The organism is Sulfitobacter sp. 1A12056, assembly GCF_043558125.1.
GTDB classification, from domain to species: Bacteria; Pseudomonadota; Alphaproteobacteria; order Rhodobacterales; family Rhodobacteraceae; genus Sulfitobacter; species Sulfitobacter faviae.
Map to the genome: position 1 here is coordinate 377,772 of NZ_JBIFFY010000002.1, position 13,340 is coordinate 391,111.

16 protein-coding genes are annotated in these 13,340 nt (G+C 60.9%); 7 read left to right on the top strand and 9 right to left on the bottom strand.

Going from position 1 to position 13,340, the window contains the following annotated elements; translation table 11 throughout:
- Positions 1 to 5: 5 nt before the first annotated feature.
- The 3 genes from mnmE to ACGYLD_RS06175 all read right to left on the bottom strand — a co-directional run bounded on the left by mnmE (position 6) and on the right by ACGYLD_RS06175 (position 3,170).
- A complete protein-coding gene (gene mnmE / locus ACGYLD_RS06165) occupies positions 6 to 1,292 on the bottom strand; it encodes a tRNA uridine-5-carboxymethylaminomethyl(34) synthesis GTPase MnmE (protein ID WP_271692674.1) in 1,287 nt (428 codons plus the stop codon).
- 32 nt (positions 1,293 to 1,324) lie between these two features.
- Entirely contained in the window at positions 1,325 to 2,596 is a 1,272-nt protein-coding gene (gene rho, locus ACGYLD_RS06170; protein ID WP_067267859.1) for a transcription termination factor Rho, read from the bottom strand.
- 124 nt (positions 2,597 to 2,720) lie between these two features.
- Positions 2,721 to 3,170, bottom strand: coding sequence for a CopD family protein (locus tag ACGYLD_RS06175; RefSeq protein ID WP_271692675.1), 450 nt, complete (start codon positions 3,168 to 3,170; stop codon positions 2,721 to 2,723).
- Positions 3,171 to 3,576: 406 nt separating this feature from the next.
- Between ACGYLD_RS06175 and ACGYLD_RS06180 the strand changes: the two genes are divergently transcribed.
- From ACGYLD_RS06180 to dnaQ, 4 genes are read left to right on the top strand one after another with little or no spacing between them, the layout of a single operon-like run.
- Positions 3,577 to 4,176 carry a Maf family protein gene (locus ACGYLD_RS06180; RefSeq protein ID WP_394401672.1) on the top strand — a complete coding sequence of 200 codons (600 nt, stop codon included), beginning with the start codon at positions 3,577 to 3,579 and terminating at the stop codon, positions 4,174 to 4,176.
- Positions 4,173 to 5,006 carry a shikimate dehydrogenase gene (locus tag ACGYLD_RS06185; RefSeq protein WP_394401675.1) on the top strand — a complete coding sequence of 278 codons (834 nt, stop codon included), beginning with the start codon at positions 4,173 to 4,175 and terminating at the stop codon, positions 5,004 to 5,006. Before ACGYLD_RS06180 ends, ACGYLD_RS06185 begins: the two co-directional genes overlap by 4 nt.
- Positions 5,003 to 5,596 carry a dephospho-CoA kinase gene (gene coaE, locus ACGYLD_RS06190; RefSeq protein WP_271693870.1) on the top strand — a complete coding sequence of 198 codons (594 nt, stop codon included), beginning with the start codon at positions 5,003 to 5,005 and terminating at the stop codon, positions 5,594 to 5,596. The genes ACGYLD_RS06185 and coaE overlap by 4 nt, the downstream gene beginning before the upstream one ends.
- Entirely contained in the window at positions 5,589 to 6,278 is a 690-nt protein-coding gene (gene dnaQ, locus ACGYLD_RS06195) for a DNA polymerase III subunit epsilon (RefSeq protein ID WP_271688639.1), read from the top strand. Before coaE ends, dnaQ begins: the two co-directional genes overlap by 8 nt.
- A 3-nt stretch (positions 6,279 to 6,281) precedes the next feature.
- Here dnaQ and secB read toward each other — a convergent pair whose 3' ends face one another.
- Together secB and ACGYLD_RS06205 are read right to left on the bottom strand one after the other, a co-directional pair.
- Positions 6,282 to 6,764, bottom strand: coding sequence for a protein-export chaperone SecB (secB, locus tag ACGYLD_RS06200; protein ID WP_067267736.1), 483 nt, complete (start codon positions 6,762 to 6,764; stop codon positions 6,282 to 6,284).
- Positions 6,765 to 6,829: 65 nt separating this feature from the next.
- Complete coding sequence (locus ACGYLD_RS06205) at positions 6,830 to 7,327, bottom strand: FxsA family protein (RefSeq protein ID WP_394401678.1); 498 nt, start codon at positions 7,325 to 7,327, stop codon at positions 6,830 to 6,832.
- A 104-nt stretch (positions 7,328 to 7,431) separates the two neighbouring features.
- On the opposite strand from ACGYLD_RS06205, the gene ACGYLD_RS06210 reads away from it, so the two are divergent.
- From ACGYLD_RS06210 to ACGYLD_RS06220, 3 genes are read left to right on the top strand one after another with little or no spacing between them, the layout of a single operon-like run.
- A complete protein-coding gene (locus ACGYLD_RS06210) occupies positions 7,432 to 8,091 on the top strand; it encodes a Tim44/TimA family putative adaptor protein (protein WP_394401681.1) in 660 nt (219 codons plus the stop codon).
- A 41-nt stretch (positions 8,092 to 8,132) separates the two neighbouring features.
- Entirely contained in the window at positions 8,133 to 9,125 is a 993-nt protein-coding gene (locus ACGYLD_RS06215; protein WP_271692679.1) for a murein transglycosylase A, read from the top strand.
- A complete protein-coding gene (locus ACGYLD_RS06220) occupies positions 9,122 to 9,706 on the top strand; it encodes a Smr/MutS family protein (RefSeq protein ID WP_271692680.1) in 585 nt (194 codons plus the stop codon). Before ACGYLD_RS06215 ends, ACGYLD_RS06220 begins: the two co-directional genes overlap by 4 nt.
- Here ACGYLD_RS06220 and ACGYLD_RS06225 read toward each other — a convergent pair.
- From ACGYLD_RS06225 to trxA, 4 genes are all read right to left on the bottom strand, one after another.
- The gene (locus ACGYLD_RS06225) at positions 9,703 to 10,920 is read right to left on the bottom strand and encodes an MFS transporter (RefSeq protein ID WP_394401684.1); all 1,218 of its coding nucleotides are present in this window, start codon (positions 10,918 to 10,920) and stop codon (positions 9,703 to 9,705) included. The two genes, ACGYLD_RS06220 and ACGYLD_RS06225, sit on opposite strands and share 4 nt — an antisense overlap.
- 38 nt (positions 10,921 to 10,958) lie before the next feature.
- Positions 10,959 to 12,260 (bottom strand): ATP-dependent protease ATPase subunit HslU, encoded by a 1,302-nt coding sequence (gene hslU, locus ACGYLD_RS06230; RefSeq protein WP_271692682.1) that lies wholly within the window; start codon positions 12,258 to 12,260, stop codon positions 10,959 to 10,961.
- The gene (hslV, locus tag ACGYLD_RS06235; RefSeq protein ID WP_271692683.1) at positions 12,257 to 12,817 is read right to left on the bottom strand and encodes an ATP-dependent protease subunit HslV; all 561 of its coding nucleotides are present in this window, start codon (positions 12,815 to 12,817) and stop codon (positions 12,257 to 12,259) included. The genes hslU and hslV overlap by 4 nt, the downstream gene beginning before the upstream one ends.
- Positions 12,818 to 13,015: 198 nt before the next feature.
- On the bottom strand, positions 13,016 to 13,336 hold the full coding sequence (gene trxA / locus ACGYLD_RS06240) for a thioredoxin (RefSeq protein WP_007118424.1): 321 nt from the start codon (positions 13,334 to 13,336) through the stop codon (positions 13,016 to 13,018).
- Between the last annotated feature and the right edge of the window lie 4 nt (positions 13,337 to 13,340).

Consider the following 13,340-nt stretch of genomic DNA (forward strand, 5'->3'; position numbering starts at 1 on the left):
CTCCATCATTTACCAACGCAAAAGCTGGTGAAGATCTCATCCAGCAGGTTCTCGACGTCTATGCGGCCCACTAGAGTTTCCAGCGCGCGAATGGCGAACCGAAGCTCCGCAGCGGCCAAATCATAGAAATCAGGTCCCCGAGTCAGGATAACATCTACTTCAGCCAAACACGAGACGGCTTGCTGCAAGGCGACGCGATGCCGCTCATGGGTCGCAAGTCCGATGCTTGAGCTGCGTTCCGAGAGCGTAGATTGAATGCGGTCGATGAGCTCTGACACGCCCTGCCCGGTCTTCCCTGAGATACCGTTCGCCTCAATACCAACGAGATCTGCCTTGGGGTGGAGAACAATATCCTCTTCCTCTGGCGTAAGGGCCAAGGCCTCATCCGGCGCCGCGAGAAACACCCGCAGATCCGCCGCCCCGGCGCGTTCGATTGCGCGTTCAATCCCGATGGTTTCAACTTTATCTTCGCTCTCGCGGAGACCCGCCGTATCCAACAGGGTGACCGGCAGCCCGCCGAGGTCCATTCGAACTTCGATTACGTCGCGGGTAGTGCCCGCGATTTCAGAGGTGATCGCTGCGTCGCGTCCCGCTAGCGCATTCAAGAGCGTCGACTTACCCGCATTTGGCGCACCGATGATCGCGACTTCGAAGCTATTTCGAACCCGTTCAGCGACATAGGTGCCTTCCGCTTCGGCCTGCAATTCCTTGCCGACCTTCGAGAGCAGCGCCTCTACCTCGGGGGTGACATTGACGGGCACTTCTTCATCCGCGAAGTCGATCGTGGCCTCCAGAAGCGCAGCGGCGCGGATCAGGTCTTTTCGCCAATCTTCGACCCGTGCGCCGAGGTGGCCCGACAAAACGCGAAGCGCTTGCTTTCGCTGTGCTTCTGTTTCGGCTTCGATGAGATCTGCCAGCCCTTCGACCTGCGCGAGATCCAGCTTTTCATTCTCTAGCGCACGGCGGGTGAACTCCCCCGCTTCGGCCATCCGAGTTTCGGGGAAGGTCGACAGCAGGGAAAGCATCGCCCGGACCACGGCGATGGAGCCATGGAGTTGAAATTCAACTACATCTTCGCCTGTAAAGGAATTTGGCCCGGGGAAGCTTAGGACCAGAGCTTGGTCGATAACCTCTCCGCCCGTGCCGCGGAGGTTTCGCAACACGCTTTCGCGTCCTTCAGGACGTTTGCCGGAAATCTCCTGCGCAATCGCGAAGGACTGTGGGCCGGAAATGCGGATCACCGCAACCCCGGCACGGCCCGGCGCTGACGCTTGGGCGAATATCGTGTCCATATTTCACTAACCTATTGTTATTACTTAATAACTCAGGTGTTCATGGAGTCGAAGAAGTCAGAATTCGACTTAGTTTGCTTGAGCTTGCCGAGCAGGAATTCGATGGCGTCGGTGGTGCCCATCGGGTTGAGGATGCGGCGCAGGACGAAGGTTTTCTGCAGGTCCACCTTGTCGACCAGAAGATCCTCCTTCCGGGTGCCGGACTTGAGGATGTCGATCGCCGGGAAAACGCGCTTGTCGGCGATCTTGCGGTCCAGCACGATCTCGGAGTTGCCGGTGCCCTTGAACTCTTCAAAGATCACCTCGTCCATGCGGCTGCCGGTGTCGATCAGCGCGGTGGCGATAATGGTGAGCGAGCCTCCCTCTTCGATGTTCCGCGCGGCCCCGAAGAAACGCTTCGGGCGTTGCAGGGCATTAGCGTCGACACCACCGGTCAGGACCTTGCCCGAGGACGGCACCACGGTATTGAAGGCGCGACCCAGACGGGTGATCGAATCGAGCAGGATAACAACGTCGCGCTTGTGCTCGACGAGGCGCTTGGCCTTTTCGATGACCATCTCGGAGACGGCGACGTGGCGCGTGGCCGGCTCGTCAAAGGTGGAGGAGACGACCTCCCCCTTCACCGACCGCTGCATGTCGGTGACTTCCTCGGGCCGTTCGTCGATCAGCAGGACGATCAGGTAGCACTCCGGGTGGTTTTTCTCGATGCTGTTAGCGATGTTTTGCAGCAGCACGGTCTTACCGGTGCGCGGCGGGGCCACGATCAGCGAGCGCTGGCCCTTACCGATGGGCGAGACCAGATCGATGATCCGCGCGGAGCGGTCCTTGATCGTGGGGTCATCAACCTCCATCGTCAGACGCTCGTCGGGGTAAAGCGGCGTGAGGTTCTCGAAGGCAACCTTGTGGCGCGCCTTCTCGGGCGCCTCGAAGTTGATCTTGGTGACCTCGGTCAGCGCGAAATAGCGTTCGGTGTCATCGGGCGCCTTGATCAGCCCCTCGATAGTGTCCCCGGTGCGCAGCGACCATTTGCGGATCATGTCGGGCGAGACGTAGATGTCATCGGGGCCCGGCAGGTAGTTCGCTTCGGGAGAGCGCAGAAAACCGAATCCGTCTTGCAGCACTTCCAACACGCCGTCGCCCGAGATCTCCCAACCGTCATCCGCACGTTCGCGGAGAATCTGGAACATCATCTCGCCTTTACGCATGGTCGAGGCGTTTTCGATCTCCAGCTCTTCGGCCATGGCGAGCAGGTTTTTCGGCGTCTGCGCCTTGAGATCAGCGAGGTTCAGCGTTTCGGTTGTCATGGAGCATCCTGTTCAGCCGCAGCAGAATGCGGGCTGGTCGATCATTTGAATGTGGCAAGCAGAAACCGCCCCGGACGGGACAGTGGCGCAGATATAGGCGGCAGCGCGGCTTGAGTCAATTGCCTCAGAATTTCACGACCACTGAGAAGACGATCACGATCATCAGCAGTGTCGGCACTTCGTTCAAAAGCCGGAACTGACGGCCCGTGACGGTACTGTCGCCGCTTTCGACGGATTTGACCTGTTTTTTCAGCCAAACATGGAAAACCGTCATGGCGATGACACTGGCCCCCTTGGTCCATGGCCAGATCATCGTCCAATCCACGATTCCGGGCGTCAGAACGAGGGCGAGGCCGAAAACCCATGTCGCCATCATCGCAGGCCGCATGATGAACTGAGCGAGCTTGAATTCCATCATCGCGAAAGTCTTGTGCATCCGCCCGCCGGAGCCCGCCTGTTCGACATGATGCACGAAGAGCCGCGGTAGGTAGAAGAGCGCCGCCATCCAACTGATGACCGACACGATATGGAGCGCTTTGATCCATGGATAAGCGAGGCTGAGAAGATCGAACATGGGGAAGGCTCCGGTGTGCGTGCTTCTTTCTTAATAAATAAGAAAAGAGAAAAGATGTAGTTGATTGTAGGGCGCCTGAATCCTGTGGATTAATGATTTATACCGCCGCTTATCAACAGGTGAACAAACTTCGCGGCCCCCTGTGGATAAGCTGGCCCCGATTCGCGAATATTAAATTTTCTCAGGATCTTGCTAGCGTATTTTCCGGGGGACAAAATGTATCAAAGCGGGGATAACCGGTGAAGTCTCGTGGTTATACGCACAAGCGGCTTATCCCTATTCATCGGGGTGGGAATCGGCGACAAAAACCGCGACTCGGGGCGAGATCTGCGGGCTTGTGCTGTCAACTTTTATCTCGCAGAACAAATCCTCAAGATTTGCGCCAGATCATCACAGGGTTATCCACATGCCGCAGAAAATCATCCTCGCCTCCGGCTCGGAGATCCGGGCGCAGCTCTTGGCGCAGGCCGCGATCCCGCATGAGGTGATCCCAGCCAAGATCGACGAAGAGATGATAACTGCCGCGCTGCGGGCCGAAGAGGCCAAGCCGCGCGACATCGCCGATACCTTGGCCGAGATGAAAGCCCGAAAAGTGAGCGAGCGACACCCCGGCGCGCTGGTTCTGGGCTGCGATCAGGTGTTGGAACATCGCGGAGAGATGCTGCACAAGCCGCATGATCAGGACGAGGCGATAGCGCAGCTTCACCGGCTCCGCGGGGATCGGCATTCGTTGCTCTCTGCCGCCGTACTTTATGAAAACGGTGAACCGCTCTGGCGGCACGTAGGTCAGGTGCGGCTGCGTATGCGCGAGGCCAGCGACGCCTATATAGAAGACTACGTCGCGCGAAACTGGGAGAGCATTCGCCACGCGGTGGGCTGCTACAAGCTGGAAGAGGAAGGTGTGCGGCTCTTCACCCAGATTGAGGGGGATTACTTTCACGTCCTCGGTATGCCATTTCTTGAACTGCTGAATTTCCTGACGCTGCGCGGAGACCTCACGACATGAGCCTGCCCAAAATCCCCCTCGCCGGTGTGATCGGATCGCCCATCGCGCATTCCAAATCCCCGCAGTTGCATCGCCATTGGCTGGAGACCTATGGCATCGCCGGGCATTATGTGCCGCTTGATGTCGCCCCCGATGATCTGGAAGAGGTGCTGAGAACGCTGCCCAAGATGGGCTTTGTTGGGGTGAACCTGACGATCCCCCATAAAGAAGCGGTGATGGAGATTGCGGATCTCATCACTGACCGGGCCACTCTGATCGGCGCGGCCAATACGTTGATCTTTCGCGCCGATGGCAAGATTCATGCGGATAATACGGATGGCTACGGCTTCATCGAGAATCTCAAGGCCGGTGCGCCGGATTGGGATCCGAAGGCCGGACCGGCGGCGGTCTTGGGCGCGGGGGGCGCGGCGCGGGCGGTTGTCTCCTCGCTTTTGGATACTGGCGTGCCTGAGATCTGCCTGTCAAACCGCACCCGCGTCCGGGCGGAGCAGTTGCAGCGCGATTTCGGCGGCCGGGTTAAAGTCGTCGATTGGGTGCAGGCGGGCAATATGATCGATCACGCCAGTTTGTTGGTGAACACCACATCGCTTGGCATGATCGGCAAAGGCGCCTTGCGGGTGCCGCTGGATGGGCTGCGCCCCGGCACCGTGGTGACGGATCTCGTTTACGCTCCGCTGCGCACCCATCTGCTTGAAACGGCTGAGAATATGGGCTGCGTCACGGTCGACGGGCTGGGCATGTTGTTGCATCAGGCGGTCCCGGCGTTCGAGCGTTGGTTCGGCCAGCGGCCCGAGGTCGACCGCGCCACGCGAACGGCGGTGCTGCGCTGATGTTCCACCTCGGGCTCACCGGCTCCATCGGCATGGGCAAATCGACCACGGCAAAGATGTTTGCCGAGGAAGGCTGCGCTGTATGGGATGCCGACGCGGCGGTGCACCGGCTTTATGCCCCGGGCGGGGCTGCCGTGGCGCCGATGCAGGCGGCTTTCCTGGAGGCTATCGAGGGCGGTGGCGTCTCTCGTGCCGCGTTGAAAGAGGTCATCGCCGCCGATCCGACCGCCCTGCCCCGGATCGAAGCCATCGTGCATCCGCTGGTGGCCGAAGACCGGGCGACGTTTTTGGCGCAGGCGGATAGCGACATTGCCGTGCTGGACATTCCGCTGCTGTTCGAGACCGGCGGCGAGGCTGCGATGGACGCGGTGGCCTGCGTGTCGATCCCGGCAGAGGTCCAGCGCGACCGGGTACTGGCGCGCGGCACGATGACAGAGGCGCAATTCGACGCCATCCGCGCCAAGCAGATGCCCGCCGAAGAGAAGTGCGCCCGCTCGGACTATGTGATAGTGACCGACACGCTCGACCATGCCCGCGCGCAGGTGCGGGCGGTGATCCGCGACATCAGGGAAAGACTGCGCCATGCGTGAAATCGTGCTCGATACTGAAACCACCGGCTTTGACCCCGAAAGCGGCGACCGTATCGTCGAGATCGGCGCGGTCGAGCTGATGAACCACATGGCCACGGGCGAGACCTATCACCAATATATCAATCCCGAACGCTCCATGCCCGAGGAAGCCTTTCAGGTGCACGGGCTGGGCGATGACTTTTTGCGCGACAAGCCCAAGTTCGCGCAGATCGGGCGGCAGTTTCTGGATTTCATTGGCGATTCCAAGCTGATCATCCACAACGCGGCCTTCGACATCAAATTCCTGAATGCTGAGCTGCGCTGGATGGGCCTGCCGCAGATCCCGTGGGAACAAGCGCTCGACACGCTGGAGATTGCGCGCAAACGCTTTCCGGGCTCACCCGCTTCGCTCGACGCGCTCTGCCGTCGCTTTGGCATCGACAACACCTCGCGGACGCTGCACGGCGCCTTGCTCGACAGTGAGATCTTGGCCGAAGTCTATCTGGAACTGATTGGGGGGCGGCAGCCGGACTTCGCGCTGTCCTCGGCGCCGGAGCGCAAGACGGGCGAGCCGGAGACGCGCTGGACCCCGAAACCGCGGCCCACGCCCCTGCCCTCGCGTCTGACAGAGGCCGAAGCCGCCGCCCATGCCGAATTTGTCGGTAAACTGGGCGACGACGCGCTGTGGAAACAGCTTGGCTGACGCTTAAGCGTCGGCTTTTGGCGGGTTTTCGGCCTGACGGCGTGCCACTTCGTTGCGATAGAGCGACAGGAAGTCGATGTTCTCAAGGTTCAGCGGCGGGAAGCCACCGTCACGGGTCACGTCGCTGACGATGCGGCGCAGGAAGGGGAAGATCATGCGCGGGCATTCGATCAGCAGATAGGGGTGCATCTGCTCTTCCGGCACGTTTTCGACTTGGAAGATACCGACATAGTCGATTTCCAGCACGAAAAGCGTCGCGTCGCCGTCTTTCGCTTTGGAGGTGATGTTCAGCTTGATCGCGGTTTCATACTGGTTCTCGCCCGAACGCTTTTTCGCGTCGAGGTTGACCTGAACCTGCACGTCGGGCTGTACATCCGCCGGGGCACCCTTCTGCGCCATGATGTTTTCGAACGACATGTCGCGGATGAACTGGCCCAGCACGCGCATCTGCGGCTGCTTGGGTTGTGCGGTTTCGTTTTCTGCCATTTTCTGTGTCCTGTTGTGGTGAATTTCTTAAATCTACCCGGACTTAACAGGTCGGCACGGGCCGCTCAATCCTTAGTCCAACCCGAGGGGCCCTTGGTCTGGCGCGGCTGTTCGGGGATCTCATGGAAATCGCCGTCGATCACATCGCCGCGCGGGTCGCGCCTGCCCTGCGGGCCGGGGCGTGGGCCCATGCCGCCCGGCGTGCCAAAGCTTTGCACCTTCACCCGGTCGCGGATCGCGCGATAGGCGGCGGCGCGGAAGCGCGGCACCAGAAAGGCAAAGCCGACAGCATCGGTGAAGAACCCCGGCGTCAGCAGCAGCGCGCCGGAAAACAAAATCATCGCGCCATGCACCAAAGGTTCGGTCGGGTCGCGCAAATCATTGAAGGAACTGCGCAACTGCCCAAGTGCAAGCGCACCCTGAGACCGCACCAACCATGTGCCCAAAATGGCGGTCGAAACCACCACGGCCAGCGTCCAGCCAAGGCCGATGGCGCCACCGACTTGGATGAAAAGCGTGATCTCGATCAGAGGCACGGCGATAAATGCGATCAATAGCCACATGCGGCGGAGTCCTTTCGCTGGGGGCAGAGTGGACTTGCCCCGGTCGAACACCTACATAAGAGCTTAACTCGCATGTTTCCATGCCACCCCTGAATGAGGTTTCGATGAATTCTCCCCTGATACAGCTTCTGGTGCTTGCCGGTATCGCCGTATTCCTGATCCTGCGGCTGAAAAACGTGCTTGGCACGCGTGAGGGTTTTGAAAAGCCCCCGGTGACCGATCAAACGCCAAGCCCGCGCAGCGGCCCCGCGTTTGAAGTGATCGAAGGTGGCCCGGATCTCGATATCACCGATCACGTTCCCGAAGACAGCCCCTCGGGCAAGGCCTTGGCCGAGATGAAGCGGGTCGAGCCGTCCTTTGGCGTTAGCGATTTCCTGCAAGGCGCGCGCGGCGCTTATGAGATGATCGTCATGGGCTATGAGCGGGGCGATTTGGGCGAAATTCAGCCGTTTCTGGCCGATGACGTCTATGAAAGCTTTGTTGACGGCGTCGCCGCGCGGGAGGACCAAGGTCTGACGATTGAGGCGACTTTCATCGGCGTGCGTGAGATGGAACTGATCGACGCCAAGATGGACGAGACCACGAAAGAAGCCGAACTCACCATCCGCTTCGTCGGCGAGCTGACCTCGGAGGTTCGCAACCGCGAGGGCGAGATTGTCGAGGGCAGCAGCACCGAAATCAAACGCCAAAAAGATACATGGGTCTTCGCCCGTGTCATGGGCTCGGACGATCCGAATTGGCTGTTGGTTTCCACAGACGGGTAGCGCGTGCGCTTGGCGCACTGGCGCTGTTGGGCGGTGTGTCGATGAACACGCCGTCAGCAGCAGAGGTGCATTATACTGTCATGGATTTCGACCAGCTTGAGGGCTGGGCCGAAGATGACCACGCCTCCGCCTTCGAGGTTTTCACCAGCACCTGCGGCGACATGAAAGATGTCGATTGGCGCGCGCTCTGTAAGCTGGCAAAGGATGGACCCGACCCGCGGCAGTTTTTCGAATTGTTCTTTCGCCCCGTTCTGATGGAAGACGGCAAAGACGCGCTTTTCACCGGGTATTTCGAACCTGAGTTGGACGGCGATCTCTACCCCTCTGCCCGGTTTCAATACCCCATCTACGCCATGCCCCCCGAGGCCGAGCAGATCCGCCCCTGGCTCACCAGGCGCGAGATCCTAGATGGCGACGTGATGCGCGACCGCGGGCTTGAGATCGCTTGGGTCGATGACCCGGTTGAGCTTTTCTTTCTGCAAATTCAGGGCTCTGGCCGTATTCGCCTGCCCGATGGCAGCTATCTGCGGGTGGGTTACCGCGGCGCGAATGGCCATGATTACCGCTCGGTCGGGGTCGAATTGGTGCGGCGCGGGGTCTATGAGGCGCATCAGGTCAGCGCCGATGTCATCAAGAACTGGGTGCGCCGCAACCCCGAAGATGGCCGCGAATTGCTCTATCACAACCCGTCTTACGTCTTTTTCCGCGAAGTCAGCCGCGTGCCCGCCGATAAGGGGCCGCTGGGGGCGATGAACCGGTCTATCACCGCCATGCGCAGCATCGCGGTTGACCCGTCGCATGTGCCGCTCGGCGCGCCGGTCTGGATTGAGAAAGACGGGAATAAACCTCTGCGCCGTCTGATGGTCGCGCAGGATACAGGCTCGGCTATCAAGGGCGCGCAGCGTGCGGATGTGTTCTTTGGCACTGGCGACAAAGCGGGCCGCGCGGCGGGACGTCTGCGCGATCCGGGGCGGATGGTGGTCTTGATGCCAATCCAACGCGCCTATGCTTTCCTGCCGGAGAGCGCGATATGAAACGGCGCCGCTTGAACGAAGACGATCTCGAACTTTGGCGCCGGGTGACCGAGCGGACCGAGGAGCTGGAGCTGAACAAGCTTTTCACGCCCGAGATCGACGCGCCCCCCCCTGCCCCGCCACAAGTTCGGCGGGCCAAGATCGCCTTGCAGGGCAACAAACCGCAGCCATCCATGAAAAAGCGGGGCAACGACCTGCGCCCGACATTGGCCGAGCAGATGAAGGCCGCGCCGGTTCAGATGGACAACAAGGCCTATGGCAAGCTCAAACGCGGCAAACTGCGCCCCGAAGGCCGGATCGATTTGCATGGCATGACGCTTGATCGGGCGCATCCTGCCCTGAACGGCTTCATTATGGATGCCCATGCGCGCGGCAAGCGGTTGGTGCTGGTCATCACCGGCAAGGGCAAACGCCGCGACGACGGTGGCCCGATCCCCGTGCGCGATGGGGTGCTGCGCCATCAGGTGCCCCAGTGGCTGTCTATGCCACCGCTCAGCAGTCTCGTGCTACAGGTCGCGCAGGCCCACGTCAGCCACGGCGGCGGCGGGGCCTATTACGTCTACCTACGGCGCAACCGCTAGCTGTGCAGCAGCGGTTTGTAGCGCGCAATCGCCCATGCGGCCAAGCCTGCGGCAATCAGATAGTAAAGCGCGATGGGCAGCATCTGCTGCGGGAAATCGACGCCGAGGTCGATGAACAGCCCCGTCACCCCCGGCCCGATGGCCGAACCAAAGACCATCAGCGCCGCCGCCACCGCCTTGATCGACCCGACGTGGCGGGTGCCGAAATACTCGGCCCAAAAGGTTGCGGGCGCGGTGGATTGCATCCCCTGCCCCATGCCAAAAATAAGCAAGCCGATCCCGGCCATCCAGAGCGTGTCGGCATAGGCGAGCACCGCGAATGACAGGGCAAAGGGCAACATCATCACCGGCACAACGCGGCTGACGCCGAAACGGTCGATTGCCCAGCCCGAGAGGAAGGTCGAGGCCACCGCCGAGATTGTATAGACCGGCATCAAAGCCACGAATTCGACCAAGGCCCATCCCTTCACTTGGGTCAGATGCACCTGCTGAAAGAACAGGGCCGTGCCCCATGCCGCGGGGCCGATGGCCAGCGGGATGATCATCCAGAAGAGACCCGAGCGGAACATCTCGGCCCGGGTCCAATGCCGCCCTCTCATACCCGCGCGCTGCGCCTGATCGGCCATGCTTTGCGGGGTGCGCTCTTGCCGCAGCAGCATTTGGATCACCGGGATCGTCAGCAGCACCAGCACCGCGGCCAGCACCCAAAGGCTGCGCCAGTGAAAGCTGGCGAAAAGCGCCACGAAGATCACCGGCAAAAATGCCTGACCAGCGGCGAAACCCATTGAGGATAGCGAAAGCGCCTTGCCACGCGAGGCCTCAAACCAGCGCACCATGGCGACCTGCCCAAGCTGAGACATCATCCCCTGCCCGGTCAGCCGCAATGCGTAGATGACAAAGATCAGCGCAATCCAATTCGGCACCGCCGCCATCGCCAAACAGGCGCCCGCCAGCGCCAGCATCACGCCAAGGGCCAGCACCCGCACGCGAAAGCGGTCCGTCAGCACCCCGGCCCAGACCATGGTGATGGCCGACAACGTCGTGCCGATGGTATAGATGCCGCCCCACTGGCCGTCGCTGAGGCCAAAGTCGCCTTTCACCGCCCCCGCAAAGAGCGAGATAAAATAGGTTTGCCCATAGGACGAGGTGAAGGTCAGCAGGAAACCGGCCAGCAGAAACAGCCAGTTGCGCCGCAGAAATGAGAGGTATTCCATGCCCCTTTCTTCGCCGGGGCATGGAGGAAAGGAAAGCCCTAAAGAACGTAGCGGCTGAGATCGGTGGAGCGGGTCAATTCGCCAAGGTTCTTTTCAACGAAATCCGCATCGACGGTGATCTCTTGCCCCGAGCGATCAGGCGCGTCGAAGGAGACTTCTTCGAAGACCCGTTCCATCACCGTATAAAGCCGCCGCGCACCGATGTTCTCAACCGAGGTGTTGACCTCTGCCGCGATCTTGGCCAGCGCCGCGATGCCCTCTTCGGTGAAGGTCACGGTCAGTTCCTCGGTCCCCATCAGGGCGGTGTACTGCCGGGTAAGCGCATTGTCGGTCTCGGTCAGGATGCGGACGAAATCATCCTCGGTCAGCGCCCGCAGTTCGACGCGGATCGGCAGACGGCCCTGCAATTCGGGCAAAAGGTCCGAAGGCTTGGCGATATGGAACGCGCCTGAGGCGATGAAGAGGATGTGGTCGGTCTTCACCGGGCCATATTTCGTCGAGACCACAGTGCCTTCGATCAGCGGCAGCAGGTCGCGCTGCACCCCCTCGCGGGAAACATCGCCACCGCGCGCGTCAGAACGGGCGCAGACCTTGTCGATCTCATCAAGGAAGACGATGCCGTTCTGCTCGACCGCTTCAATGGCGGCGCGGTTCACGGCTTCGTCGTCGAGCAGCTTGTCTGCCTCTTCGCCCACCAGCACGTCATAGCTATCGGCCACGGCCATGCGTTTCTTGGTGGTGCGCCCGCCCATGGCTTTACCGAAAATATCGCCGAGGTTCATCATCCCCATGCCTTGCTGGCCGGGAATGTCCATCATCGGGAAGGTGCTGGAGGTATCGGCGACCTCAAGCTCGATCATCGTGTCATCAAGTTCGCCTGCGCGTAGTTTCTTGCGGAACATCTCGCGCGTGCCGTCGCGGGCATCGGTGCCGGCGATGGCGTCGATGACACGGTCCTCGGCGGCCTGTTCGGCCTTGGCTTTAACGTCTTCGCGCATGAACTCGCGGGTCATGGCGATAGAGCTGTCCACGAGATCGCGGATGATCTGTTCCACGTCGCGGCCGACATAGCCGACTTCCGTGAATTTCGTCGCCTCAATTTTAATGAAGGGCGCGCGGGCGAGCTTCGCCAAGCGGCGGCTGATCTCGGTCTTGCCGACGCCGGTGGGGCCGATCATCAGGATGTTCTTTGGGTAGACTTCATCGCGCAGGTCATCGCTCAGCTGTTTGCGGCGCCAGCGGTTGCGCAGGGCCACGGCCACGGCGCGTTTGGCGTCGTTCTGGCCGATGATATAGCGGTCCAGTTCGGATACGATCTCGCGGGGGGTCAGGTCGGTCATGCGGTGATTTTCTCCACGGTGAGTTTGCCGTTGGTGTAGACGCAGATGTCGGCGGCGATCGCCATGGCATCACGGGCAATGGTTTCGGCGTCCCGGTCGCTGTCCATCATGCCGCGCGCGGCGGCGAGGGCATAGTTCCCGCCCGATCCGATGGCGGCGACCTCATGCTCCGGCTCCAGCACATCGCCCGCGCCGGTGATGACCAACAGGTCTTTGCCGTCGCTCACGATCAGCATCGCTTCGAGCTTTTGCAGGTATTTATCGGTGCGCCAGTCCTTGGCCAATTCGACACTGGCACGGGCCAATTGACCCGGTGTCGCTTCCAATTTGGCCTCCAGCCGTTCCAGCAGGGTAAAGGCATCCGCGGTGGAGCCCGCAAACCCCGCCACCACGTCATAGCCGCCGGGGCTGAGCTTGCGCACCTTGCGCGCGGTGCCTTTGATCACGGTCTGGCCAAGGCTGACCTGTCCGTCACCGGCAATCACCACTTCGCCGCCTTTTTTGACGCCAATGATCGTGGTCCCGTGCCAACCGGGGAAATCGTCGTTCTGTGCCATGGGGCCTCCTGTCGCTTGGCGCTCTATATGGCCCCCGTGGCAGGGCAGGACAAGGGCAGCGCCGGTTGCGCGCGAAGCAGAGGCGACGCTTATGAGGCAGGGGCACGCTTGCGGTGCAGTGGCCAGCGGCTTTGCCCAAATGAAAAGGGCGCCCCGAAGGACGCCCGTTTTCGTAACTCAATGCCTAAGGCGTTGGCCTTAGATGGATTCTTCGATCCAGCTTTGCAGGGCCGCTTTTGGGCGCGCACCGGCGAGGTTGGACACGACCTGCCCGTCCTTGAAGATGAACAGCGCCGGGATACCGCGCACGCCGACTTGGGCGGGCGAGTTCGGGTTCTCGTCGACGTTGACTTTGACGATCTTCACGCGACCGTTCATTTCATCCGACAGCTCTTCCAGCGAAGGGCCGATCTGTTTGCACGGGCCGCACCATTCGGCCCAGAAATCGACCAGAACCGGAATGTCCGAATTTTTGACTTCGGCGTCGAAAGTGTCGTCGGTGACTGCGACGGTTGCCATGATG